This is a genomic window from Acinetobacter sp. YH12211, assembly GCF_013418015.1.
Taxonomy (GTDB): domain Bacteria; phylum Pseudomonadota; class Gammaproteobacteria; order Pseudomonadales; family Moraxellaceae; genus Acinetobacter; species Acinetobacter towneri.
In genome coordinates this window covers 21867-48289 of the sequence record NZ_VPCW01000003.1, presented here as the reverse complement: position 1 = coordinate 48289, position 26423 = coordinate 21867, and the positions used below count along the sequence as shown (strand labels likewise).

Genomic DNA, 26423 nt, shown 5'->3' with positions numbered 1-26423 from the left:
CAAAGACTGATTTGGATAAATCAGATCAATAACTTGGAAAGCTTGATGAGGGTTTAAGGGAAAAATAAAAAACTTGGGTTTTAACCAAGCTGAAATATTTGAGTCTTAAAATTCGCGCAAGGATGACAATAATGAGAGAAATCAATATGCTAAACAAATTACGTATCAGTTTAAAAGTTCAAGTGGCAAATTCGTTACCTATGCATCAACAAAATGCTGTGCTTAAAATGCAGCAAACTGAATCACGTTTGGCAAATACGCCAAAATTGGTATTATTTCGTACCGATTATTTAGAATAAAATAACAGGATTCACGTATTGCTAAGTCTTTATAGTACGTGACGGTGTTAAAGAAAAAGCCAGTTTAGAAAAAACTGGCTTTTGTCATTTTGCAATTTGATCGGCAAGATCAATATTATTCTGTTTAGACTAGAATCATTTTTATCACATTCATTTGTTTGCATGTTTCATCTAAAAGCAAACTTAAACATACTCCGATGCTGCATGTGCAGATGACCACGCCCATTGGAAATTATAGCCGCCCAAATGTCCTGTTACATCTAAGACTTCTCCGACAAAATACAAGCCTTTTTGTTTTTTACTTTCCATGGTTTTAGAGGAAACTTCTTGGGTATCGACTCCGCCTAAAGTGACTTCGGCAGTACGATAACCTTCTGTGCCCGATGGTTTGACTTCAAAGGCATTTAAACGTGCTGCAATCTGTTCTAGTTTTTCATCACTGATATTGCCAATTGCCGTTTCAGAGAGCGTAGGCCAGATCAGTTGCTGCAATTCAGCCACTACACTTTTTGGCAAATGTTCGCTGAGCAAGGTGCGTAGTAAAACTTTAGGACTGCTTTGCTTTTTGTTTTTAAAAAAGTCATAGAGTTCTAAGTATGGCAAAAAGTTAATTTTAAAACTTTGTCCGACATCCCAATAATTAGAAAGCTGTAAGGCGCTTGGCCCACTCAAACCACGATGGGTAAATAGCAATGCTTCGGTAAAACTATTTAATGAATTTGATAAAGTCGCATCCACCGCATTACCGCTTAAACGTGTAGTGACTTCTTTAAAGCTGTCTGAGAAGGTAAAAGGCACTAAACCTGCACGGGTCGGGTAAACACGATGACCAAACTGTTTAGCAATTTCATAGCCAATTCCAGAGCCACCTAAAGTTGGAATAGATAAACCACCTGTGGCTACAACCACAGCGCTTGCTTGGAAATACCCTAAAGTCGTTGCAATTTGGAAACCTTGATCATCTAGGGCATTCACAGCTTTGACTTCACAATTAGTTTGAATATTGACCAGATTGGTTTTTTCACATTCGGCCAAGAGCATGGCTAAAATTTCTTTAGCGCCGTTTAAGGTGAATAATTGTCCGTGTTTACGTTCTTCATATTCAATGCCGTATTCGCAGACCAAACCAATAAAATCCCAGTTGGTATAACGGGTGAGAGCAGAAATGACAAAATGTGGATTATGTGAAATATAATGGTTTGGCTCGACTTCTAAATTGGTGAAATTACATTTACCACCACCAGACATCAGAATTTTTTTGCCCACTTTATTGGCTTTTTCCAGTACCACAACCGAACGCCCACGTTTACCAGCCTCTGCAGCCAACATCAAGCCTGATGCACCCGCACCTAAAACAACAACATCAACCTGATGAACCATGAGTATTACTCGGTAGACGAAAAGCGAGCAATTATAAAAGATTTGTGGGGGTTTTAATATGCTTTAAGCTTTCCTTGCAACCCACCTGTATGAATGGCCAGGATTCGAGTGTGGGCAGGGAAATGATTGTGCTGGATTAAATCAAGAATTCCCATCATCATTTTACCTGTATAAATGTGTTCGAGTGGAATTTGATATTTTTGCTCAAAATTTTGAATAAATTTCAATAATTCAGCTGTAGTTTTGGCATAGCCGCCACCACAATAAGCATCGGTTAAAGACCAATTGCTTTTATCAGTCCATTGTTGAATGTCCTGTTTGAGAAAATCACCTTTCAAGGCTGAAAAGCCTAAAATGTGCTGGTGATCTGAACTGCTTTCAATGATGCCTGCAAGAGTTCCACCTGTACCCACGGCACAACAAATTACGTCATAATTTTCTAAATCATCAGGGGAGAGGATTTCCTGTGTCCCTTGAATGGCAAGGGAATTGCTTCCACCCTCTGGAATAATAAAGGCTTGAGGATATTGCTGTTGAAGTTGTTGTAAATATTCTACTTCATGGCGCAGACGATATTCGGCTCGGCTGACAAAATGCAGTTGCATGCCAAAATCTTGCGCTGTTTGTAGGGTAGGATTTAAGTCTTGGGTCGCAAGTTCCTGACCACGAATGATGCCGATACTTTGAAAACCAAAATGCTGTGCTGCAAAAGCTGTTGCTGCAATATGATTGGAAAATGCACCACCAAAAGTGAGGACTTGAGAAAAACCTTGCTGTTGTGCTGCCAAGAGGTTGTATTTGAGTTTAAAAAACTTGTTGCCCGAAATCTGGGGATGAATCTGATCAAGGCGTTTGATGGTCAGTTGAACAGGCTGGGGAAGTTCTAATGTTTGATAAGGGGTAGGAAAAGCAATGTGATCAAACATTTTTTGCGAACGAGAAATGAATTTGACCACATTGTAAATGTATTTGATTGAGAATGTCAGTGTTGGTTTATGAGTCGGCATCCACCGACGTGATTACCGACATACCAGGACGTAGGTTTTCCATGCCTTTTTGTTCTGGATCAATGGCGATGCGTACCGCAATACGTTGCACCACTTTGGTAAAGAGTTGCCTGTGGCATTATCAGGTTTGAGTACACTGAACTATGAGCCCGCAGCAGTGGAAATCTGCTCCACATGGTCTGGTTTATTGAGCAATGTCCAAACAATAGGTATCGCTATTCCACGATAGATGATGGCTAACATCAAGATATTGATATCTCGTTTTCCCCATTTCCAGTTGGTTCTATCCAAAGTTAATTGGACTTTATCGAATAAAAATATATTGAAAATTAACTGAGAAATTTGACGATAATCGAAATACTGATCTGCAAAGAAGCGTTGTATACGTCGATAAAATGATTGTGGTAAGCACTTGATGGGTAAGGCTTTAGATACAAAAGAAAGATTACATGTCTGTTTTACAATTAATGCAGGCATAATCAGTGTAAAACATTTTACATGTGACTTGTTCCACTTTAGATATTTGTTTAATATGAGATGTAACTCATTGAAATGTGTGATCATATTCGTCGTCAGAAAACAAGTATTATGCCATTATTTCAATGAGTTATCTTTTTTGTCGTGTACAAAGATCGTTTTATCAAAATAAGTTGAATAACCATAGGGCAGCAATTTACCCTATGGCTTTTTAAAATTTAATGAAAAACTGCTTCCAAAGCATTTAAGCCAACTTTAGGATCGAGTAAACCATTGTAAATCTCTGGAATTTCACGTTCGACACCTAAGAGCTGATAAATGGCAATCATGGCACAACGTACGGAATATTCCACAGTGAAAACCACATCATCTTCAAGCTCTACGAATTGACCTAAGAAAGCAAAGTTGACTGCATTTTCTGGAATGACCAATGGGCGATCACCTGCTTTACGACATGCAAATAGGGCAGAGGCATAAGGCATCATTACTGTGGTAATGTCAGTATGTGCCAACACATGATCCAAAATGTCATCGAAACCAAGTTGATGAATCAACTCAATTAAAATTTCTTGACCCGTCGCTTCACTCATCGGTTTTTTAATGTAATCGCCGATATGGTCAATTTCAAAACCATAACCCCATAAGGTGAATTTACCTTCTGGTAAGTCAGCAAAATGCGGTTGAGCTGGAACGACCACAGATAGATGCCAACCAGATTCAAACCAAGTCATGAGTGCACCTGTACCCGGTTCATTTCCTGTGTAATCAATAATCCGTTTTAGCAGCACATCATCATGCATGGTGAGCGTAAAGGATTTCCATTTATGCTCATCAATGTTGCCATAGAAGGTCATTGGACGACCAAAATCAGGAGCTTTTTGAGCCAATGTTTCCCACAAACGCCAGCCATGATCTTGTCGATCACGAATTAGCTCAGGAACATCGAATTTATCGCCATAACGTGAATCAGCCGTAATCGAACCTAAAGTAAAGAGCGCAAGATCATGCTCACCCAGTTGAATTTGTTCAGTGCCTTCTGGAATGTTGACATAAAGTTGGGTTGCCTTACGTTCCTTCGTTTGGTCATCTTCGACAAAGTCTGCATCTGTGACATAACTACCGAAACGAACATCAACGCCTTGTTCCACCAACCAGCGTTGTAGAGGATGAATCATTGAATCATATTGATTGTATTTAGTTCGTTTCACACCTGCTAAGGTATGGATGCGTGGTAATTCTTGAATGAAACGTAGAAAATAACGGCGTAATTCCGCTGCGCTATGCCATTTTTGAAAGGCAAACGTGGTTCGCCACATCCGCCAAAAATTACTTTGGAAAAATGCATCATCAAAAAATTCATCAATACGGCGACTACCGATACGATCTTCTTTTAATGCCAGTAGACGTAACATTTGAGCACGGTTGAGCGTTGATAACCCCAATTTTTGAGCTTCTGCAATAATATGATTTGAGTCGATCAAACGTGCTTGAGCATTGGTTTTAACTTGTTCGTTAAATTCACGACATTCTTCACGAACAGAAATGTCTGGATTTTCTAAAGATGGGATGCTTGAAAATAAATCCCAAGTACACAAATAAGTCTCATCAGTTAGCATACGTCCACCACGTGTGACCCATGCTTGGTTCGGATTAAGCGGATTATGTCCACCATCCATCGAACCACCAGAAACATTCAATTCTTCTAAAATATGGATATGTTCAGCTGGCACTTTAGCATCACGAATCGCAAAAGCAGCAGCAGCCATACCAGCTATGCCTCCACCTACAATCCAAAGATGTGATTTAGAGCGGTCTAATGTTTTCAGTCTTTTATTTTGCATCTGATGTGCCTCGTTTGTAGTTCTAAAGAAAATTAAAGCCGTAATTTTATTATGGGATTATATGTTTTAAAAATATATGAAAGTTCTGCTAAAAATCGATGATAAATTATTATCAGAAAAAAACTTTAATAGAAAAAATGGATGCACAATAAAATTTTACTGTTCATATGCTATGTTTTAACTGTTTGATATTGAAATTAAATTGAGTTTTTACTCTATTTTTGGTTTTTTTAATAAATATCAAATTGCTTGAAAAATCCTTAAATTTATAAACATAAATCAAAAAAATTATATCTTCTATTATGGTTTTTTAAGTAAAATAAATAATTGAAAATTATTCTAATCTTGAGGTCTATCTTGGAATCATTATTGATTTTAGGCTCTATTGCTTTGGCATTAATGTTGGGGGCAATTAGTCCTGGGCCTACCTTTATTTATGTGGCAAAAAATTCGATTGCCATTTCACGTAAGCATGGTTTATTTACGGCTTTAGGCACGGGTACGGGTGCCGCAATTTTTGGTTTATTGGCGGTGATGGGGTTGCAGGCTATTTTATTGGCAGTGCCTTCAGCATATTTTCTGCTTAAAATTTGTGGTGGTTTATATTTGTTGTTTTTGGCTTATAAAATTGTGAAGCATGCCAAAGCGCCTATTCAAACCAATCTTGCACATGGACAGCAAATGTCACTGCGCCGTGCGTTTACTACAGGTTTAATTACGCAGTTATCTAACCCTAAAATTGCAATTGTCTTGGCGAGTATTTTTACGGCTTTGTTGCCTAAAGAAATTCCGAACTATTTTTATGTGGTGCTGCCAATTCTGTGTTTTTTTATTGATGCAGGTTGGTGTTCATTGGTTGCAGTGGCTTTGTCTGCAGAAAAACCGCGTCAGGCTTATATTAAGTTTAAGGCTATTTTTGACCGTGCAGCAGGGGCGGTCATGACAGTATTGGGATTAAAGTTAATTTTTGGGATGAAGTGATTTATTTGTGTAGATACCTATGCCTTTTGGGAGAAGATTGGGATGAGGGTATTCTAATAATTAAAATGTTTGCCTTACTTTTAAAGGATCAAAAGTAACAAAAATCCTTTGTTCGTTAGAGGGCACGTCCGTGTGCCTAACGAACAGGCTACATCCATGTCACCTTTCTGTGCGTTAGTACTTAAATCAATATTCATCCTCTTCGAATTTGATAGATGGAAAGTAATGTTTAGGGTCATATCCGTCACAATATTCAAATGGAATATTTTTAATAAAATCATATTTATTTATAAAATTATTTTGGAGCCATTTTTTCCAAAACGCGATAAAACATTGAAAAAAAGGATATAAAGCTCAGGGTTTGAAAGTTGAGCACGGTAAATTTTTATTAACTCGTATTTTTCAAAATCACTTAGGATTGTTGATTCATCTACTATTTTTATAGCATTATACATATTTCTAAAATAAGAGCTTAAATGAGTTTGATTGGTTTTCAATAAGCAGCCTCTAGAATCCTTTTCCATTAACCTTTTCTGAATTTTAATAACTAATTCTTCATTAAATCCGTTATACGGCGAATTCAAACATGAGGTGCGACAGTTTCAAAAGCCTTATGATAATCAACAAGCTGAGCAAATTTCTCTAATGGTGTAAGCCAATCTAACGCTTTTCTAGGGCGAGTATTCAGTGACATGGCAACTTGATTTAAATAATGCTGATCTGCCTGGTTTAAATCAATCCCTTTAGGTAAATACTGCCTAATTAAACCATTCATATTTTCGCATGTGCCTTTCTGCCATGGCGAATGTGGGTCACAGAAATATACATCTATGCCTAAATCTTCTTCGAGAATTTTATGTTCTGACATCTCACGTCCACGGTCATAGGTCAATGTTTTACGCAGTTCTGCGGGTAAATATTTCAGAGCTTCAGTTAAAGCCTTGCGCACTGATTCTGCCTTTGCATCAGGTAATGTTGCCAAGATACAGAGCCGTGTATTTCGTTCAATAAGTGTTGCTATCGAACTTTTATTGTCTTTACCTTTAATTAAATCGGCTTCCCAATGACCCGGTATTTTTCTTTCTTGAACTTCGGCTGGGCGCTCATGAATAGTTTTAATATCCTGTAATATAGAATCTTTTTTAGGTTCACCGTTAGCTTTTCGCTTTTTATTTTCATGACGCAGACAGGATAGTAAGTCTTTTTTCAGCTCACCCTTTGGTAATGCTCGTATAGTTGAATAAATCGTTGTATGGCTTACATTCATTGTTTGATCCAAATCAGGAAATCTCTTTAAACGCTTTGCTATTTGCTGAGGAGACCATAAACAACGGATCGCTTCAACAATAAATTTCCAGAGGATTGAATCGATTTTGAGTTTTCTATGACCACGTCTACGTCTAGCGAAGGTGTTATCAGAAGCATATTTAGCTTGATAAACGTCATTGATGCTATTTCTTTTAAGTTCACGATAGATCGTACTAGGATGTCTTTTAATAAGTTCAGCAAATTTTCTGGGTGAAAAGCCTTCTTTTCTTGACTCAAGCATTAATGCAGTACGATCTTCAAAGTTAAGATGATGGTATGACAATTTTATATACTCCATAAACCCTTTAAATTAATTAGGTGGTTTATGTCGCACTTCAAGTTTTACTCTGCCTACCTTGATAGTTTATTTACTATAAATGTCGTCCAACTTCCCTCTATACCAAAGTAAAAAATAACGTATGAGATATCTAATATTTGTGATTTATTGAGTTGGAGATTTTCTTGTGCAGAAATTTCTTGAATCGTTTCTAAAATTCCTTTGAACTGAATTTTGAAGGTTACAAAAGCCTTTTTTCCTTCTTTTGGTGGGTGTTGCGGATCGGTATTGGGTAAAGAAATATTTATCAAATGTTGGTTGTGATAATCAATCATTTTAAAAAAATTAGACTTTAAATTATTTTTCTGCGCTTCATCTTTTTGATTAATAATTGTATAAATCAAGAGGAATATGCTTGATGCACTTAAGAGAGTACCTATAAGTCCTCCATACAAATTACCTAAAGAAGCTCCTAAATTTGGATCAATCAAGGAGGTTGCTCCAATTTGAAAAGCTTTGTTGGTAAAAATAAAATAGGTAGCTAGCAAACTAATAATTATCAAGACTATTGGTAGAACTAAGCAAAAAAACTTTATCCATCTATTCATTATTTATAGCTATAAAAAAACCCCACTAAAATATAGCAGGGCTTTTTATCAGTGTCTAAAAATTAAGACACTTTATCCCCCGGTTTAGCACCAGATTCAGGTGAAATCACCCAAACACCTTCACCATTTCCTGCAGCAAGTACCATACCGTTTGAAATACCAAAACGCATCTTACGTGGAGCAAGGTTAGCGACCATTACCACCAATTTGCCTTTTAAATCTTCAGGTGCATAAAACTCACGGATACCGCTAAACACGTTACGAGGTTCAGCTTCACCAACATTTAAAGTCAGTTGAAGAAGCTTATCAGAACCTTCAACAGTTGCTGCCTCTAAAACTTCTGCAACACGTAAATCGACTTTCATAAAGTCTTCAATTCCAATGATTTCTGCTTCACCTACTTTAGGCTCTGCTTTTTTCTCTTTGGCTTTTTCCTTTTTCTTTTCAGCTTTTGGTGCTTCAGCAGGAGCAGCTAAAGAATCTTTAGATGCATCCACCATTGCAGCTACAGCTTTCGGATCGACACGTTGCATCAATGGTTGGAACAACGCAATTTCATGACCGACTAAAACAGTTTTACGTGATTCAAAGTTAAAGCTATCTAACTGTAAGAAGGTTTGAACTTGTTCAGCCAAAGTCGGCAATACAGGAGCCAAGTAAATCGCCAATTGACGGAACAGGTTAATCCCCACAGAACATACATCGTGAACCTGTTGTTCTTCGCCTTCAATTTTGGCTAAAGCCCAAGGCTTTTTCTCATCAATATATTGGTTCGCTTTATCGGCCAATGCCATAATTTCACGAATGGCGGCAGAGAATTCGCGCTCTTCGTATGCTTTGGCAATCGAGTCACCTGCAGCAATAAAGCTTTGTACCAACTCAGGTTCTGCGCAGTTTGTGCTTAATTTATTATCAAATTTGGTGTTGATGAATTTGGCACAACGGCTAGCAATATTCACCACTTTACCTACAAGGTCAGAGTTTACTTTCTGCACAAAATCATCCAGATTTAAGTCAGAGTCTTCAACTTTGTCAGATAGTTTTGAGGCAAAGTAATAGCGTAAATATTCAGGGTTTAAATGCTGTAAATAGGTTTCTGCTTTAATAAATGTGCCGCGAGATTTCGACATTTTTTGACCATTTACAGTCAAGAAACCATTTACAAATAAACCTGTAGGCGTGCGATAACCCGCACCATCTAACATTGCAGGCCAGAATAAAGCGTGGAAATATACGATGTCTTTACCAATGAAGTGATAGACTTCTTTGTCTGAATCTTTTTTCCAATAATCGTCAAAATTTAGGTCAGGGCGTTTGGTTTTTACGTAGTTTTCAAAACTCGACATATAACCAATTGGTGCATCAACCCATACATAAAAATATTTATTTGGTGCGTCTGGAATTTCAAAACCAAAATATGGTGCATCACGTGAAATATCCCAGTCATTCAAGCCATTTTCAAACCATTCATCTAATTTGTTGGCGATCGAAACTGGCAAACGACCTTCATCGCGTGTCCATTTTTGCAAATATTCGCCAAAATTAGGCAATTTAAAGAAGTAATGATCTGATGATTTTTCTACAGGCGTCGCACCGCTCAAAGTCGATTTTGGATTAATCAGCTCAGTCGCGTTATAGGTTGTACCGCAAACTTCGCAAGAATCGCCGTATTGATCTTCCGCTTTACATTTTGGGCAAGTGCCTTTAATAAAACGATCCGATAAGAACATCCCTTTTTCAGGGTCAAATAATTGCGTGACAGGACGAACAGCAATATTGCCCGCATCACGGTTTTTGACATAAATTTCGCTGGCACGTGCGCGGTTGGTGTTGCTATGCGTTGAATCATAATGATCAAAATGCACGCCAAAACCGTCAAAATCACGAATGTGTTCTTGTTGCACATTGGCAATTTGCTGTTCAGGGCTAATCCCGTTGGCTTCGGCACGCAGCATGATTGCTGTACCATGCGCATCATCCGCACAGACATAAGTCACGTCATGTCCCATTGCACGCATGGCGCGAACCCAGATATCTGCCTGGATATAACCGAGTAAGTGACCCATATGGATCGGACCATTGGCGTATGGTAGGGCGTTAGTGACTAAAATTTGACGCACGGATATAACTCTCTCAAATAGGGACGATGCAATTCGGGCAATTTTACCTTAGATAGCACATAGATGCACAAGGGATTCCATGAATTCTTTTCAAATCCGCCTAGAAGGCTAAATACAATATCTAAACAAGGAGTTGGTCTGCATTTGAAGATAAACCATGTTGAAAACCAACTGATATACTCAGAATTAAGTATTTCAGTGAAAGCACGACTTAACCTTATACTGAATTATCGTTACACTATCAAAATCGCGGTATTTCCAAACTTTGGAGTAAATCTATGTCTTGGCTTTCTTCACTTAAATCGGTTTTTTCACCATCTCAGTCGGTGAATGAAGAAGCGATTCAGCAGATTTTGCAAAGTTACGTGCTGCCACATTCTCAGCAGTTTTTAAAAGATCGGATTTCCCAAGTGAATGTGCAGGGTGAAATTTTACAAATCACCATCAATACGTATCCTGAAGAAAAATCACATTTACAACAAATACATGATGAATTGGCCGATGCTTTGGAAAAATGTGGCATTAAAGAATTGAATATGCATGTGATTCAGCAAAAAACGGGTCAAGCAAAGCAAGAAAGTTGTGGTCATCAACATGCTGCGGGCGAAGGCTGCTCATCTAATCAAGCTCAGGCTGCGTCTTCTAATTTACCACCAGTGGTCGATGCTGCGGGTCAAAGCTCAGCGCAAGAAGCAGATCCGAATAATCCACCTATTCAAAAAGCTGCGCCACAACAGCGTGATGTGCCAAAACATCCACGTATTCAAAACGTGATTTTGGTGTCATCAGGTAAAGGTGGGGTAGGAAAATCTACCACAACTGTAAATTTGGCCTTAGCGCTGCAAGAATTAGGCTTAAAAGTTGGTGTATTGGATGCCGATATTTATGGCCCAAGCATTCCTACCATGCTGGGTAATGCGGGCAAAACCCCTATGATTGAGGCTGAGCAGTTTGTTCCATTAGATGCTTTTGGTATGCCAGTTTTATCCATCGGACATTTAACAGGTGACCACAATACACCTGTAGCGTGGCGTGGACCAAAAGCCACAGGTGCATTAATGCAGCTCTTTAATCAAACCTTATGGCCAGATTTAGATGTGTTGATGATTGATATGCCACCAGGAACGGGGGATATTCAACTGACCCTTGCACAGCGTATTCCAGTAACGGGTGCAGTCATTGTGACGACACCGCAAAATGTTGCATTAATGGATGCCGTGAAAGGGATTGAACTGTTTAATCGGGTGCAAATTCCTGTTATGGGCGTGATTGAGAATATGTCGACGCATATCTGCTCAAACTGTGGCTATGAAGAGCAAATTTTTGGTCAGGGCGGTGGTGATAAACTGGCAGAACAATACGACATTCCGTTGCTAGGACGTTTGCCTTTAAATGTGAGTATTCGTGAAAATGTCGATGCGGGCACACCGTCTGTAATTGCTGGCGATGATGCTGCAGACAGTTATATTGCGATTGCTCAACAGATAGCAAAAAAACTGCCTAAAGCTGAAAAAGATCATAATCGTATTTTTTAAGTGCGAATTGAAAAATAACAGTTATTGTTACCTTATAAGTATTTCAATAGCTAGAAGCTACTTGGGATTAGTGTGCCTGTAAACGAGAAATAGCGGAAACTTAAATTCTCTCGGTGCTTTAAAAAGTAGCTAGTTTTCATTAATCTGGTTTTCAGTTAAAGTACAGCACAGTTTAAACATTCATATTTTGGATAGAAAATAAATGGCAATTAAGTCTGATCGTTGGATTCGCGAAATGAGCGAAAAACACGGCATGATTGAACCGTATGCTGAAAACCAAGTTCGTTTTGACGAAAATGGCGAAAAACTCATCTCTTATGGGGTGTCTAGCTACGGTTATGACGTGCGCTGTGCGCGTGAATTTAAAGTCTTTACCAATGTTCACTCAGCAATTGTTGATCCAAAAAACTTTGATGAAAAAAGTTTTATCGATATTGAATCAGACGTGTGCATCATTCCGCCAAACTCTTTTGCTTTAGCGCGTACTGTTGAATATTTCCGTATTCCGCGTAATGTCTTGACGGTGTGTTTGGGTAAGTCGACCTATGCGCGTTGCGGTATTATTGTCAATGTCACTCCGTTAGAACCTGAGTGGGAAGGGCATGTCACCTTAGAATTCTCTAATACGACTAATTTGCCTGCACGTATTTACGCTGGCGAAGGCGTGGCGCAAATGCTATTTTTTGAATCAGATGAAGTTTGTGAAACCTCGTACAAAGACCGTGGTGGTAAGTATCAGGGGCAAACAGGTGTGACTTTACCTAAAGCATAACTGATAGACTAATTCAGATTAAAAGAAAGCGAGCCGAAAGGTTCGCTTTTTTCATTCATCGGAAAGCTGTGCTGTTTAGCCAGTTTTTTTTGCATTTGTATTAATATTCAGCATAATTAAATTTGAGATTGGTTTGGCATAATCACGTTTTTAAGGATAAAAACACCCTAATAAATAGCCAAGTCATAGATAAATAAAAGAAAGATGCGGAGCATCAGATAAAAGGAAGGTCGAGATGACTGAACACGCAATTACTTTCCCTTTTCCAAAGCATTGCTTAGCTATTGCCGTAGGTATGTTCTTGGCAAATCCGAGTTATGCCTTGCAAGCACTCTCAGATGACTCCCTCTCTAATACGACAGGCGAAGGTGTTGCGTTAGTTCTTGATGACTTCAAGATGGTGTTCCAGCAACCGAACGATCTTTCTACAGGGTCAAGCTATACTCGTGGCTTAGACAACCCTAGCCAATATGATACGGGCTTTATTCGTATTATCCCGACGGGGGAGAATTATGCGCAGTTAGCAGAAAGCGCATACCATACGGTTTATAACAACACTTATAATCAAAGTGTTTTAGAAGGTAAGGCTGAGCACAAATATAACGAAACTTACCGTTCAACTTATGAACAAACCTATACAAGTCAATATTCAACTCTGTATCAAGAATATACTAAAAATATTGAAAAAGATGTTGAAGCGAAAACAGAAACATTTACATTTGATGTTCGTGAAGGTTTTTTTAATAATGAGACGCTCAAGAATTATTACAATCAGCGTCTTGCAGACTATAGGGATGGGACTTGGGGGCGTAGAAAGAGTTTAAAAAAAGATGGAACTACTGCATATACCACACGACCAGTTAGCGAGGATCCAACTGGCGTTTTAAAGTATGAAAAGAAAGCAAAAGAATATGCTATTACAAACACTTATGAAATGCTTGATCTTTTATATGGGAGTCGGTCGGCAGAAGATAATAATGATTTATTGAATTCTGATTTTTATAAAGGGCTTGGCAACTTCACTCGAGAAGACCAAGTTGGCTCACAAGTAGACACATTAATACAGGCTGAAATAACCAAAGAAACAGCATCGGCTGATATTCGGGCTAAATATAATGCGGGTCAACTTGCAGAAGATGCAGCTGAGTCTGCTGTAGCTGAAATTTATGCTCAAATTATACAATCGGCTGAACAGGCTGCGGCAATTGCTGCATCGGGTTCTCCTGTGCAAACGTTAAGAACCAAAGCAGATGTCTTTATTTATGGTCTGGCATTATCTAAAAGTGATAACTCTTTAAGCAGTCGTTATAGCAATCAGGGTTTTAACTGGGGTTCTGCAGACAATCCATGGTTATTCCGTGCAGGTACAGAAAAAGTCAAACAATTTAAAAATGTAGAAAAAGATGTTGGTTATTTAGCACTAGAGGCACCGCTCGCAACTACTACAGCAACTGAAAGTGATAATAATATTAAATTGGGCTTTTGGACTGATATTTTTTCGCGTCAGTTGAAATCAAGCGCAGAGGTTGATCCGAGCACTGGAGCACCAAAATCGGGTTTAGATAAAGAGCACCGTTTACGTACTCAGTTTGTTGCCAATGGTTTAAGCCTAAATGGTTCTCAAACGCGACTATTTCAGACTTTAGACTCGGATAACCCAAATCATCATCAAACATTGGGTATGGCAAGTTTATTGCGTTTAAATACCAATGATAATCCTGCGAATCTAAGTTTCACAGATTCAAACTTAGATAGTAAAGGAATCCGCATTAGTACAGCAGCAAAATCAGATACTTTGGATGGAACGGCGGTCACACCAGCAATAGATGGTTCATTGGCACCAGTTTTTCATGATACAGAGGGTTTGTATTTATACAGTCCGAATATCAATTTAGTTTTAGGGAATATGTATCAGCCTTTTGTGGTTGGTTCTGAGGGCAATAATATTGTGCTAGAAGTAACACGTATTCCGAATGTTCCTGAAATTTACAATAAAATTTATCAAAATTATGAAGATGGAAAGGGTGGGTATTTAGGTTCTACAGCATTTACAGGTTCTACCTGTAATGTGGTGAGTTGTGGCACACCGCTAAAAGCCAATGTCAATGACAGTGCTGCGATGTATCAAGGACGTAATGCGACGCATAGTAGTATTGCAATTGGTACTGTAGAACGCTTGCCAAATAATATGTTGCGTGCCAAAGATCATACGGATGCCACAGGTGTTGTATTTAAGGGTGTAGATGGTACTGCTAAGAATCTAGGTTCAGTTGCAATAGATGGTGTGCTGATTCAGCACCTTAAATTTAAAACAACAGGTCTATAAAAGGAGAATCATCATGTTGAAAAAACTGTCTTGTATTGCATTGATGTGTAGTCCTTTGACCCATGCCAATTTAATTGCACTGGAAAATCATGAATTAACGCAGGCTACTGGTCAAGGTGGAGCAGACCTCAGTTGGACGTTATCGTTAAACCATGAATATGCCGAAAATTTAGAACTCAGCAATATTTCTAAATTTAATGGTGGGACTAAACCTACAGAAGTTTATTATCGCTATAGTAAAAATTGTGCTGACAATAATGTGCTTTGTCGTTTAGCGATTGCACCCAATAACCATGAAGATAATAACGGCAATAAAAAATGGCTGGTATTTAAACAAATTCAGGGCACCATACAAATAGATAAATTTTCTTTAGATGGCACGACTATTATTAATCATAAAAATGACCCACAAACGGCAATGCAGCTTAAGTTTTATGATGATAAGCCATTAAAAATAAGAAATTTGGGTTTTGCAACCATGGCGATCGAAACAGGTACAGGGCAGGGAGCAAATGAAGGTTATGCAAATTCAGAGGTATATACCAAATTTCAAGGAAGAAATTATCAACAAGATGGTAGTAACTTAGTTCAGCAAGATGTACCTTTGTTTGATCAGGGCGCTGAAAAAGGATTTATGGGCTTAAATATTCACGGCAATATGCACATGTCTGGCAATGTGAAAATATTTAGCTACAACTGTACAGGTTCAGCAGCAAGTCGTTGTTGAATATAGGATTAAGTACAGTATAGGGAAATAACAATGAAAAAAATAATGCAGTTGAATTTATTAACATTGAGCGTACTTTGTGCGCAACAAGTGTATGCTTTAGAGCTGATTGCAGACCAGCATTTGTCTGATGTAAGTGGGCAAGATGGTATTGTAATCACCCATGAAATGTCTAAAGCCACGATTAATCAAGTCAATTGGTATGATCCTGATTTAGTGGCTGGAACTCAACAGGGTTTAGGCTTACATAATGTAGAAATTAAAGGACAGAATAACCAGCCTATTATCAGTAAGCTTGCTTTAGATGTGGGGAAAACTGATGTTGGCGCAGGTGTGCGTATCGATGCGAGTATTGATGCTTTTCAATCGACTGCAGATTTAAACTTGGTCAAAAAAAACTGTGTCGGAAATAGTTGTACTAAAGAAACACAAAGCTTGGGTCAGTTCGGCTTAGAAACTAAATCACCTTTAAAAGTTTTATTAGAAACCAAAGCAGGTTTATTCAATCAAAATGAAACGGCACATTTAAACTTCCAGTTACAGAATGCCAAAATTAGTCATGGTTTAGGTAAGCATGAATTATCTATGCATGATTTTAACTTTAATTTTGCGACTGACGGCTATATGTACATTGATGCCGATGAGGGATTGGTCTTTACCACTAAAAATGGCACCACCGACCATTTTGTTAATCTTGGACGAGTGAAAGACCTGAGTGATGTTGCTAGTAGCCGACAAAATGCAACTAACCCTGGGGTCAATATTGACTTGCGTTATGATGATAAAAATTTAATTCGCTTTGGTGCATCAGGTGCGGTAAGCAATGCGAAATTGTTTTTTAATGGGCATCAAAAAAATGTTGCCAATTTTGACGTTTCGAATAAGGTCAATGGTGTAATTGAAACTAAAAATACCGCAGTTACAGGCTACGATACTGTGGTGGGGCAAGGTGGTTTGCATTTGGGCTTATCTGCTGATTTTACCAATCAAAATACGGCAGGCTTGGCTGCAGGGCAATTACCAACAACCTTAGAAATTGGGCACACAGGAAAAGGCAGTTATGCGGTTGAGTTTTCGAATTTAAGACCGCTAACCACACGTGATGCACAAGGTGCTTTGCACAATAAAAATGCTTATATTGATTTTGGCGATATTTATATTAATACCGTACAAGCGAAAAACCTCAATTTTTTAGTCAATGAAAATATTAAAAATACCATTGGTGCAACCAGTCCTATTTTAAACCAGTTGCTATCGAGTAAGCTTGAAGGTGACCAGTTCTCACTGATCGCTGTTCGTGGTATGGACTTTCAGTCTATTGCAGCCAAAGCTAGAATTATTTCTGACAACTCTTTAAATGAATTGACAGGAGATGGTGGTTCTTGGGGTATTGGGATTCCAATTTATAATTTAAATGCCAATGTGGCCTTGTCGGGTAAACAATATCTGTCACCTTATGATGGAACGAACAAAACTGGAATTGGTTATAACGCTATTGTTTCTACCGAAGGTTATGGCATTGATTCAAAAACAGGCTTACCAAGTACCACTTCTATTATCTTAATTGACGGGCAAGACAGCCTGCATGCTGGTGAAGCTGTCAACTATTATGCTGGTTTAAGAAATATTGATGCATTAATTCAGTCCGACGGTGTGATTGGTTATGAAGATGAAGGGATTTATATTCGTGCAGATCATTTATTAGTTGCAGCAAAAGCAGAATTGGCGATTGGACAATTACCAGGTTCGAAATACAACTGCGTCACAGGATCAACTAAATGCGGTGGCTTTGTACCTTACGATAATTTCTCTAAGAAAGATGATGTGTTGACCACAATTGCTTTTAAATTAGATGGCAATGGTGAATTGTTGGTAATTCCTGGAGTGGATCCTACCGATACTAATCCGAACTCAAACTTTTTGTCTTTTGATGCGAACTTTAAGTTTAGAAGTTTAGATAGCACAGAAAAGTCGAATCCGAAGAACTTAGGTAGTTATTTTAGTTTAATTAATGAAGATCAAGTGAATAATGAAACTGTTCAAACTTCTTCAATAAACTTGAATCGAATGGAAGGTCATTTAGGTGTTAAAGGAAAAGTTGTTGTCAGTGCAGATACGGTCACTTTAGACAATCAAGTGAAATTTAATTATAAAAATGATATTGCTCAACCCTTTAAAACAAACTTTGCAATGTCTACCAATGGCAATATGCAGAAAATCGCATCTGTCGTGCTTACAGGTGGAACCATGCGCAGCACATTGGGCATTACGCCACGCTAAAGGATAGAAATAAAATGAAAAAAACAATTTTAGTTGCATCTATTTTAAGTACAGCTTTTTCATTCAATTCTGCTCAAGCGATGCAGGCTTTAAATGATGATCAGTTATCTCATGTACAAGGTCAGGCACTTTTGAACCTGATGACTGCGACAGATCAATCGCAAGGGTTAAATTTTTATAAACTAAGTGTTGATGCACTCATGGAGCTTAATGCCAACATTAAAACGCTACAATTAGGTTGTGGCGGTGTAAATAATGCGATTGGTGGTAAAGCGGGATGTGATATTGATATTTCTAATATTTCGTTAAGTGGTTTGAATGAATCCTATGATTCAACAGGTAACCCAAAGTTTAATGGTGAACGTGCGGGTACCAGTGCACAAATTACCAATCCATTTATTGAATTTGCGATTAGTGGAAATAGTGCGTCAACACGTGAAGTGGTTGGTTTTCGCTTAGGTGCAGAAGAAATTTTAGGTCTACTGACTTTGGGTACAGATAACGTGCAAAACCCAAATGACGGGATTAAAAGTTTCAGTGGTTATATGAAAATGGCACAAACGCAAGGGCATTCATTTACTAAAGAAGCTAAATTTGGTAATGCCTCTGACCAAAAAATTAGTGGGATACTGACTGCGTTGGGGCAGGATCGTGTCTATACAAGTAAACCTGGCGCAGAAGGACATACTGGGATTACCGTTCCATCGATGCGAGCTGATTTTACGATGCCTGAAACAGTAGTGACTGGTCAGCGTATGGAATCCGCTGTAGTTACGGGTATCCGTTCAACATTAGCTTCTATTCCGCTAGCGGCAACAGAGTCTGGGACATATACTGGTGATGTAAATGGAACACCTGACTTTTCAAAAGACCAGTTATATGTCACATTTCCTCCTTTATTGTTTGGTTCTGTTGGTGATCACTCATTCTTTAAAATGAGTAAGGGTTCTACATTAGAAAATTTGAATATGGATATTACTTTTGTCCAAGCCCTAAATATGATTCACAATATTCCTCTGACAGGAACAGGTGGATATTTATCTTTACAAAGCAAGCCAGTGCAGTGGATGGGTGCAGATGAAAAAGATATTGCACAACAAGGTTGGTGGATGTCGTTTAAGGAACCAGTGCAATTAGGTTATTTGGCAACTGCGGATTTGGTAGATGTTTCTGCAGTACTACCACAGGTCGCAAAAGCATTAACTTCTGAGTTAATGCAAGATAAGCATAATGTAGATGTAAGTTTGTTAGAAGCATTAGGTTCATTGGCTGGTACACCAATCGAGCGTAAAATGAATATCGATGTTGGTAGTTACACAGGATATTACACGGGTCAACCAGCCAGATTAACACTTAATAATCAGGTTTTACAAAACCAAAATGTTACCCCTAACTGTTATGGTGGTATGAAATTCTGCTAATCCCAAATGAAAAAAATCCCGCAACTTGTGCGGGATTTTTTATACTCAGTCTTCAATCTTATTTGGCAATTTTGATGAGTAATTCTTCTTTCGTTAGGTTGCTAGATTCAGCATCACGACGACCTTTATATTCAAAAGTACCTGCATCTAAACCTTTCTCACCAATCACAATACGGTGCGGAATACCTGTAAGCTCAAGGTCAGAGAATTTCACCCCAGGACGTTCATTACGATCATCCAGTAATACATCATAACCCGCAGCTTGAAGTTCAGCATAAAGTGCTTCTGCTGCTTCTAATGTGCGAGGTGATTTATGTGCGTTCATTGGTACAATCGCAATTTCAAATGGTGCGATGGCTGCAGGCCAAATAATCCCTTTATCATCAAAATTTTGTTCAATGGCAGAGGCAACGACACGTGTGACTCCAATCCCATAGCATCCCATGGTAACAGTAAACGGTTTGCCATCTTCACCTAATACTTTGCAGCCCAGCGCTTCAGAGTATTTAGTACCGAGTTGGAAGATATGACCGACTTCAATACCGCGTTTAATTTGTAGAGTTCCTTTGCCATCTGGAGATGGATCGCCCTCAACGACGTTACGTAAATCGTAAACTTCAGTATATTGTGCATCGCGTTCCCAGTTCACACCTGTTGCGTGTTGATCAACTTGGTTTGCACCTGCAACGAAGTCAGACAGTACTGATGCAGCACGGTCTACAATCACAGTTATGCCTTTTTCAACCAAACCTTGTGGACCAACAAAGCCAGCAGTTAAACCTAACGCTGCAATTTGTGCATCGGTTGCAAAAGTAAGTGGTGCTGCAATCTGTGGATGCTTTTCTGCTTTAATTTCGTTGAGTTCATGGTCACCGCGCAGGAATAATGCAATCACAGGCACTTGACCTGTTTCATCTGCAACACCTTGAACCAAGAGCGCTTTGACTGATTGGTTACTATTTGTGCCTAAAAATGCAGAAACTTCCGCAATGGTTTTTTGGTTTGGTGTATCCACAATTTTGAGTTCTTGCGTTGCCGCAGCACGTTCACCCACCAAAATAGCTTCAGCCATTTCAATATTGGCTGCATAATCAGATTCGGTAGAGAAGGCGATATCATCTTCACCACTTGAAGCTAGAACGTGGAATTCATGTGAACCTGAACCACCAATAGAACCTGTATCTGCCTGTACTGGGCGGAAGTCTAAACCTAAGCGCGAGAAAATACGGCAGTAGGTGTCGTACATCACATCATAGGTTTCTTGTAAAGAAGCTTGATCGGTATGGAAAGAATAAGCATCTTTCATAATAAATTCGCGTGAACGCATTACCCCAAAACGTGGGCGAATTTCGTCACGGAATTTAGTTTGAATTTGATAGAAGTTGATTGGCAATTGCTTATAGCTTTTTAATTCATTACGCGCCAAATCGGTAATGACTTCTTCATGTGTTGGGCCAAGTACAAAAGGATTGTCGTGGCGATCTTTAAAGCGTAGTAATTCAGGACCGTATTGCACATAACGCCCTGATTCTTCCCAAAGTGAGGCAGGCTGAGTGACAGGCATAAAAGTTTCTAAAGCACCTGCGCGATTCATTTCTTCACGAACAATGGCTTCAACTTTATTTAGCACACGCACACCCATTGGCAGCCAAGTATATAAACCTGAAGCCAATTTACGAATCATACCCGCACGTAACATCAGCTGGTGAGAAATCACCTCGGCATCGTTTGGGGTTTCTCTTAACGTAGCAAATAAAAAGCGACTCGCGCGCATGGAAACTGTCCTAAAAAGTGAAGCGTTAAATGGAGTTTTTTCAAAGCCAGATTATACAATAAAAATCGGGCTAAACTTGCGTTAAAATTTAGCCCGAACGATTGTGTGACTTTGCGTGAGATTTTAAGAAATCAGTTTACGCGTTTGGCGTAACATAAAATTCTTAAAATCATCTAAGTAAGTGAAAATGACAGGTACGACCACCAAGGTGAGTAGGGTGGATGTAATTACACCGCCAATGACTGCGTGTGCCATAGGCGCACTTTGTTCGCCGCCTTCACCCAAGCCAAGTGCGAGTGGCACCATCCCCATCACCATTGCACTGGTGGTCATTAAAATAGGGCGTAAACGGGTTTTCCCTGCAGCTATAATTGCATCATAACGTGAATCGCCCTGATCCATGGCTTTTTTAATAAAATCAATTAGTAAAATCGCATTTTTGGTGACCAATCCCATCAGCATAATAATACCGATAATAGAAAACAGGTTCATGGTCGAGTTAAAAATAAACAGTGCCAAGAATACTCCAATCAACGATAAAGGTAGGGAAGCCATAATTGCTGCGGGGTGAATGAAACTGTTGAATTGCGAACCTAAAACAATATAAATAAACACAATAGACAGGGTAATTGCAGTCAGTGCATAACCTGCAGATTCAGCCATGTCAGCATTGGCGCCTTGAGTGTCGAAGCTATAACCTGCGGGTAATTTAAAGTTATCCTGAATTTTTTGAATGTCGGCACCAATGTCCCCTGCAGGACGTCCAGCAGTGTTAGCTTCGACCAAAACTTCACGGGCCAAATCACGGCGGTTGATTTGCGCTGCACCTAAACTTTCTTCAAACTTCGCCACACTTGCTAGAGGCACTAAAATATTTTGTCCATTGGCATCGGTTTTTTGTGAAGTTAAATACATATTTTGCACATCGTTCGGCAAGCTACGATGGTTTTCTGTAAGGCGAACATTGACATCGTAGGTTTCGCCACGTTCATCTTGCCAAGTGGTGACATCATCCCCCGCAATCAGTGGGCGGATAATATTGGCAATTTGATTTACCGATAGCCCTAAATCGCTGGCAAGGACACGGTTAATATGAACACCTAATGTAGGTTTAGGAGCTTTTAGCGAGCTTTCTAAATCGACAATACCATTCACCTGAGCAATTTCGGTCATAAAGCGGTCAGAGATTTTTTGTAATTCTGCTAAATCAGGGCCTTTAATAGACACCATCACAGGTTTTTGCCCACCAGAAACCGTTTCATCGGCAGAGGCGACAGAGGTGATGGTGATGCCCGCAACACTTTGTAGACGCTGGCGAAATTCGTTATTGAGTTCGGTTAGCGTTTGTTGACGTTCATTACGTGGGCTGACAGTTACACGCAAATTAACATGATTTTTCCCGCGATCTGTTACGCTGTTAATGGCTCCGTAAGTCGCACGTACTTCAGGGTGTTGACGGATGATTTGATCTACTTGTTTTAATTTTGCTTGTGAATATTCAAGCGAGGCATCTACAGGTGTTTCAAATTTAATCCGAATTTCACCTTTGTCGGGTACAGGTACAAACTCTGTGCCAATCAGTTTGGATAATCCGAGTGCTGCAAATAATGAACCCACGGCAATCAATAAGGTGATAACGCGAAATCGTAGTGCTAATTTTAAAAGTTTTTCATAATGATGACTTAAATTGTCGAGTTTGTTGGAAATCCAGTTTAAGAAGCGTTTTACTCGTCCAGGTTTTTTATTGGGATTTGGTTTTTCTGCCCAGTGTGCAGAAAGCATTGGATCCAGCGTAAAACTGACAAACATGGAAATCAGCACGGCAGTACTGACGGTGACACCAAATTGATAAAAAAAGCGTCCGATAATGCCGCCCATAAATGCCACAGGTAAAAATACCGCCACAATGGTTAAGGTGGTTGCTAAAACTGCTAAGCCAATTTCTTTAGTACCATCCAAAGCAGCCGTGACATGGTCTTTACCCATATCTGCATGACGCACAATATTTTCACGAACCACAATTGCATCATCAATCAATAAGCCAATACTGAGCGAGAGTGCCAGTAAGGTCATCATGTTGATGGTAAAGCCAAATGCCCAAATAAAGGTGAGTGTGCCGAGTAGGGCGATTGGCAGGGTCAATCCTGTAATGGCGGTAGAACGGAATGAACCAAGAAACAACAGTACAATCAGGACTGCCAGAATCGCACCCTCAATAATGGTGCGCGCTACATCACGGATACTGCCACGAATCCCTTTAGAAGAATCCACCACGACTTTTGCAGTCATGCCAGCAGGCAGTTGGGTTTGAATACGTTCTAAGGTTTTATAAGTGTTATCTACCACTTCAATGACATTAGAGTCTGAACTACGCAAGATATCGACAGCAACTGCAGTTTGCCCATTTAAAAATGCACTGGTTTCCAGCTCTGCTTGACTGTCTTGAATTGTGGCAACTTGTTTTAAAAAGATTGGCGCACCATTTTTATTGGCAATAATTAAATCGCCAAAAGCCAGAGGGTGAATGACTTTGGATTGGATTTCGACCACCAATTCACTATTGGCTTGTTTGAGTGTGCCGCCAGGTACTTCAATATTTTCAGCTTTGAGCGTGTTGATGACCTGATCCACACCCAGTCCAAAACTCATTAACTTTTGTGGATCTACCTCAATACGAATTTGTCGCTGTGCATCACCCAATAAATTAACAGTTCCGACACCAGACACAGTGCGCAGTTGCGGTACAACTTGTTGATCTAAATAGGAACTTAAATCACGCAAAGACATTTGTGAGGATTCAAACACAATCGACATGACTGCATTGGCAGTTGGGTCGTAGCGCTCCACCACAGGGTCTTGAATTTCATCTCGAAAGCCTGCACTGACAGACGAAATTTTATCGCGTACATCTTGTGCCGCCACTGCCGAAGGAACATCTAAATTAAACTCGGCAATAATAGTAGATAACCCTTCACTGGATTGTGAAACCAGTTGTTTGAGTCCAGAAATGGTGTTGATCTGATCTTCCATTTTCTTGGTGATTTCAGATTCAACTGTTTCAGGTGATGCACCCGGATAACTGGTATAAACCACTACAAACGGAAAATCGACGTCAGGAAATTCTTCCACGCCCATACGTTGCCATGAAGCCAAGCCAAGCACCATTAGACAAAACATCATCATGATGGTAAAAACGGGATACTTGACGCTAACTCGGGTAAACCACATAACAACGATCCTGATTTTTTATTTATTGGACATCTGCACTACTGCATTGAGATGAAATTCAATTTATTGAGGGTTATTTTGAATGATCACCTGCTGCTGAATTTGATCGGGGTTGAACACCACTCGACTGACTAGATCACTGCTCTGTAAGCCTTGAATCACAGCAGTATTGTCACTATAGCGCTGTTCTAAAACTGTGATATCCACGCGGGCAATTTTTTGATCTCGAATCACCCAAACATAAGGTTTGTTTTGGATATCGTGAATGGTATTGAGTGGGATGATTTGCCCTGAAATTGTCGTGTTCGCTAAAATATAACCATCCACAAATGCCCCAATACTTAAAGAGGGAAGACGATCAAGCGGGGTTGCAAAAAATTCAATTTGACGACTGGCTAAATCCGCAACAGGAGAAACACGGCTAATTTGTGCATTAAATGTGTTTGCTTGTCCTTGGAGTTGATATTCAATTTTTTGACCAATTTTGAGTGCGGCTTGTAAGTCGCTTGGTAATTTCGCTTGAATTTCTAATTGGTTCGGATCGACGACTTCAAATAAGGTTTGTCCTGCAGCCACAGTTTGCCCAGGCTCAACTTGACGTTGGGTAATGACACCATGAATTGGACTGGTAATCGTGCCATCTTGATCGGCTTTTAGTGCAATATCGACATTGGCTTGTTGGGCGCGTACATTTTCCATTTGCGCACGATAATCTAACTGACTTTGCTCATATTCCACTTGTGAAATAAAACCCTGATCGAGCAAACGTTTTTTTCGTTGCATCATGTTGCGGGCTTGGTTGGCTTGCGCTTGCGTTGCAGCTAAATTGGCGCGAGCTTGTGCTAAACGCGCAGCATTATCCTGATTATTTAAGCGTAGCAAGGTTTGACCACGTTGTACGCTATCTCCCACTTTGACATAGACTGAGGTTGCTGTGGCAGTCACCTGTGCTTGAATACTGCTTTGATTCACAGCACGCACTGTGCCTGTAAAGGCAGTTTTACTGATTGCGCTGCCTTGTTGTGGTGTCACTAAATCTTGCTGAATGAGTTCAATTTTTTCTGATACTGTTGTTTTATTTTCAGTTTCTGTTTTTTGGCAGGCACTCAGCAAAATACATAAACCGATTGCACCGATACGAAAAATGGGTAAATGCTGCCGATTAAACCTAACTGCGATACGCTGTGCAATGTGCATGCATATTTGTCCTTATTGATTGCCAAAATGACAAGGTAATTCAAATCAACTATTCAAGTGCTTTTAAGCGAGTAATAATTCTGTCGTATTCTGCTTGTGTATTTCGATAGCTTGTTTGTAAAGATTGAATCATATCTTTTTTAAGCTCGATGTTTTTTAAGTTATTGTCCAAATTGGTTTTTAGTTGTGCAGGCACAGGTTTGACCTTGCGTAAATACTCCATTTCTTGACGTTTAAAAGTAATACGGTCATTTTGCAGCTGTTTGAGTTGTTCTTGTTGGAAAATAATTTGCTTTTTAATATGCGCTAAAGCGTTATTACGTTTAGTGATTGCGGTTTGACTATTGGTATAGGCTTTTTTTAAACGCTGATCAGATTCCATTTGATACGCTTGAGCAGCACGTTGTGGGGCTTTTTTAATATCCATTTCAGTGTTGTATGGACGTGCGCGCTGAATCACTTGCATGTTACGGTCTAATGCTTCATAGCCATGACGAATATGATTAGGTGTCACATTACTACTAATATTTGCAACGCCATGTTGATCATAATAGCGATACCACACCGCTTTGTTCTGGCTGTCAGCCATGAGTGGGGCAGAGGACAAGAGCAGTAAAGCAAGCATGCCCAATTTAAGTGACTGCTTATTTTGTTTTAATTTGACAGCGAGTGATTTTGCAAAAAAAGTGCTCACGTTGTCCCCCATAATAAAGTTGACTAAATTACTTAAATTACACGTAATAATAGTGTTATATTAGATCAAAATTAGGAATTAAAAAAATACAACCGATAAAAAATATCAATGGTCACAAGAAAGTGTGAGCGGTTTGGTGATAATGGTGTAAAAGTGTAGATTTACACTAAA

At 39.3% G+C, this 26423-nt stretch carries 19 protein-coding genes and 2 pseudogenes; 8 read left to right on the top strand and 13 right to left on the bottom strand.

Annotated elements, in window-relative coordinates; genetic code table 11:
- Positions 1-131: 131 nt before the first annotated feature.
- Complete coding sequence (locus FTU98_RS02300; protein ID WP_004975492.1) at positions 132-299, top strand: hypothetical protein; 168 nt, start codon at positions 132-134, stop codon at positions 297-299.
- Between the two features lie 183 nt (positions 300-482).
- Here FTU98_RS02300 and FTU98_RS02295 read toward each other — a convergent pair whose 3' ends face one another.
- From FTU98_RS02295 to FTU98_RS02275, 5 genes and pseudogenes are all read right to left on the bottom strand, one after another.
- Positions 483-1679 carry an NAD(P)/FAD-dependent oxidoreductase gene (locus tag FTU98_RS02295; protein WP_167846177.1) on the bottom strand — a complete coding sequence of 399 codons (1197 nt, stop codon included), beginning with the start codon at positions 1677-1679 and terminating at the stop codon, positions 483-485.
- Positions 1680-1732: 53 nt separating this feature from the next.
- Positions 1733-2605 (bottom strand): 1-aminocyclopropane-1-carboxylate deaminase/D-cysteine desulfhydrase, encoded by an 873-nt coding sequence (locus FTU98_RS02290; RefSeq protein WP_167846176.1) that lies wholly within the window; start codon positions 2603-2605, stop codon positions 1733-1735.
- A gap of 67 nt (positions 2606-2672) precedes the next feature.
- Positions 2673-2863: pseudogene (locus tag FTU98_RS02285) on the bottom strand (HlyD family secretion protein); the annotation flags it as partial.
- A 6-nt stretch (positions 2864-2869) separates the two neighbouring features.
- Positions 2870-3247 (bottom strand): annotated as a pseudogene (locus FTU98_RS02280) (IS4 family transposase); the annotation flags it as partial.
- Positions 3248-3381: 134 nt separating this feature from the next.
- A complete protein-coding gene (locus FTU98_RS02275) occupies positions 3382-5004 on the bottom strand; it encodes an oleate hydratase (RefSeq protein WP_167846175.1) in 1623 nt (540 codons plus the stop codon).
- Between the two features lie 357 nt (positions 5005-5361).
- On the opposite strand from FTU98_RS02275, the gene FTU98_RS02270 reads away from it, so the two are divergent.
- Positions 5362-5985, top strand: a complete 624-nt coding sequence (locus FTU98_RS02270; protein WP_096901823.1) for a LysE family translocator — start codon at positions 5362-5364, stop codon at positions 5983-5985.
- Positions 5986-6272: 287 nt separating this feature from the next.
- On the opposite strand, the gene FTU98_RS02265 is transcribed toward FTU98_RS02270, so the two are convergent.
- The 4 genes from FTU98_RS02265 to metG form a co-directional block, all read right to left on the bottom strand.
- Positions 6273-6509, bottom strand: coding sequence for a putative phage abortive infection protein (locus FTU98_RS02265; protein WP_257220001.1), 237 nt, complete (start codon positions 6507-6509; stop codon positions 6273-6275).
- A gap of 56 nt (positions 6510-6565) precedes the next feature.
- Positions 6566-7534, bottom strand: coding sequence for an IS30 family transposase (locus tag FTU98_RS02260; RefSeq protein ID WP_257220003.1), 969 nt, complete (start codon positions 7532-7534; stop codon positions 6566-6568).
- Positions 7535-7644: 110 nt separating this feature from the next.
- Positions 7645-8061 (bottom strand): hypothetical protein, encoded by a 417-nt coding sequence (locus tag FTU98_RS02255; protein ID WP_180050271.1) that lies wholly within the window; start codon positions 8059-8061, stop codon positions 7645-7647.
- A 179-nt stretch (positions 8062-8240) separates the two neighbouring features.
- Positions 8241-10298, bottom strand: a complete 2058-nt coding sequence (gene metG, locus FTU98_RS02250; protein ID WP_180050268.1) for a methionine--tRNA ligase — start codon at positions 10296-10298, stop codon at positions 8241-8243.
- Positions 10299-10576: 278 nt separating this feature from the next.
- Here metG and apbC point away from each other — a divergent pair, with 278 nt between their 5' ends.
- The 6 genes from apbC to FTU98_RS02220 all read left to right on the top strand — a co-directional run bounded on the left by apbC (position 10577) and on the right by FTU98_RS02220 (position 19359).
- Positions 10577-11833, top strand: a complete 1257-nt coding sequence (gene apbC / locus FTU98_RS02245; RefSeq protein WP_180050265.1) for an iron-sulfur cluster carrier protein ApbC — start codon at positions 10577-10579, stop codon at positions 11831-11833.
- Positions 11834-12035: 202 nt separating this feature from the next.
- Complete coding sequence (gene dcd / locus FTU98_RS02240; protein ID WP_004975507.1) at positions 12036-12605, top strand: dCTP deaminase; 570 nt, start codon at positions 12036-12038, stop codon at positions 12603-12605.
- A 235-nt stretch (positions 12606-12840) separates the two neighbouring features.
- On the top strand, positions 12841-14931 hold the full coding sequence (locus tag FTU98_RS02235) for a hypothetical protein (protein WP_180050262.1): 2091 nt from the start codon (positions 12841-12843) through the stop codon (positions 14929-14931).
- A gap of 13 nt (positions 14932-14944) precedes the next feature.
- Positions 14945-15658 carry a hypothetical protein gene (locus FTU98_RS02230; RefSeq protein WP_180050259.1) on the top strand — a complete coding sequence of 238 codons (714 nt, stop codon included), beginning with the start codon at positions 14945-14947 and terminating at the stop codon, positions 15656-15658.
- A 33-nt stretch (positions 15659-15691) separates the two neighbouring features.
- On the top strand, positions 15692-17938 hold the full coding sequence (locus FTU98_RS02225; protein WP_180050255.1) for a DUF6160 family protein: 2247 nt from the start codon (positions 15692-15694) through the stop codon (positions 17936-17938).
- Positions 17939-17952: 14 nt separating this feature from the next.
- Positions 17953-19359: a hypothetical protein gene (locus tag FTU98_RS02220; protein ID WP_180050252.1), complete on the top strand. Its 1407-nt coding sequence runs from the start codon at positions 17953-17955 to the stop codon at positions 19357-19359.
- Between the two features lie 58 nt (positions 19360-19417).
- On the opposite strand, the gene FTU98_RS02215 is transcribed toward FTU98_RS02220, so the two are convergent.
- From FTU98_RS02215 to FTU98_RS02200, 4 genes are all read right to left on the bottom strand, one after another.
- Positions 19418-21133, bottom strand: coding sequence for a proline--tRNA ligase (locus tag FTU98_RS02215; RefSeq protein ID WP_179988582.1), 1716 nt, complete (start codon positions 21131-21133; stop codon positions 19418-19420).
- Between the two features lie 123 nt (positions 21134-21256).
- Complete coding sequence (locus FTU98_RS02210) at positions 21257-24361, bottom strand: efflux RND transporter permease subunit (protein ID WP_180050249.1); 3105 nt, start codon at positions 24359-24361, stop codon at positions 21257-21259.
- A gap of 63 nt (positions 24362-24424) precedes the next feature.
- The gene (locus FTU98_RS02205) at positions 24425-25558 is read right to left on the bottom strand and encodes an efflux RND transporter periplasmic adaptor subunit (protein WP_131261509.1); all 1134 of its coding nucleotides are present in this window, start codon (positions 25556-25558) and stop codon (positions 24425-24427) included.
- A 49-nt stretch (positions 25559-25607) separates the two neighbouring features.
- Entirely contained in the window at positions 25608-26264 is a 657-nt protein-coding gene (locus tag FTU98_RS02200) for a hypothetical protein (RefSeq protein WP_180050246.1), read from the bottom strand.
- Positions 26265-26423: the final 159 nt, after the last annotated feature.

Coding starts and splice junctions, on each gene's coding strand:
- FTU98_RS02300 (WP_004975492.1), top strand. CDS start 132: ATGAGAGAAATCAATATGCTAAACAAATTACGTATCAGTTTAAAAGTT.
- FTU98_RS02295 (WP_167846177.1), bottom strand. CDS start 1,679: ATGGTTCATCAGGTTGATGTTGTTGTTTTAGGTGCGGGTGCATCAGGC.
- FTU98_RS02290 (WP_167846176.1), bottom strand. CDS start 2,605: ATGTTTGATCACATTGCTTTTCCTACCCCTTATCAAACATTAGAACTT.
- FTU98_RS02275 (WP_167846175.1), bottom strand. CDS start 5,004: ATGCAAAATAAAAGACTGAAAACATTAGACCGCTCTAAATCACATCTT.
- FTU98_RS02265 (WP_257220001.1), bottom strand. CDS start 6,509: ATGGAAAAGGATTCTAGAGGCTGCTTATTGAAAACCAATCAAACTCAT.
- FTU98_RS02260 (WP_257220003.1), bottom strand. CDS start 7,534: ATGCTTGAGTCAAGAAAAGAAGGCTTTTCACCCAGAAAATTTGCTGAA.
- apbC (WP_180050265.1), top strand. CDS start 10,577: ATGTCTTGGCTTTCTTCACTTAAATCGGTTTTTTCACCATCTCAGTCG.
- dcd (WP_004975507.1), top strand. CDS start 12,036: ATGGCAATTAAGTCTGATCGTTGGATTCGCGAAATGAGCGAAAAACAC.
- FTU98_RS02235 (WP_180050262.1), top strand. CDS start 12,841: ATGACTGAACACGCAATTACTTTCCCTTTTCCAAAGCATTGCTTAGCT.
- FTU98_RS02230 (WP_180050259.1), top strand. CDS start 14,945: ATGTTGAAAAAACTGTCTTGTATTGCATTGATGTGTAGTCCTTTGACC.
- FTU98_RS02225 (WP_180050255.1), top strand. CDS start 15,692: ATGAAAAAAATAATGCAGTTGAATTTATTAACATTGAGCGTACTTTGT.
- FTU98_RS02220 (WP_180050252.1), top strand. CDS start 17,953: ATGAAAAAAACAATTTTAGTTGCATCTATTTTAAGTACAGCTTTTTCA.
- FTU98_RS02215 (WP_179988582.1), bottom strand. CDS start 21,133: ATGCGCGCGAGTCGCTTTTTATTTGCTACGTTAAGAGAAACCCCAAAC.
- FTU98_RS02210 (WP_180050249.1), bottom strand. CDS start 24,361: ATGTGGTTTACCCGAGTTAGCGTCAAGTATCCCGTTTTTACCATCATG.
- FTU98_RS02205 (WP_131261509.1), bottom strand. CDS start 25,558: ATGCACATTGCACAGCGTATCGCAGTTAGGTTTAATCGGCAGCATTTA.
- FTU98_RS02200 (WP_180050246.1), bottom strand. CDS start 26,264: ATGGGGGACAACGTGAGCACTTTTTTTGCAAAATCACTCGCTGTCAAA.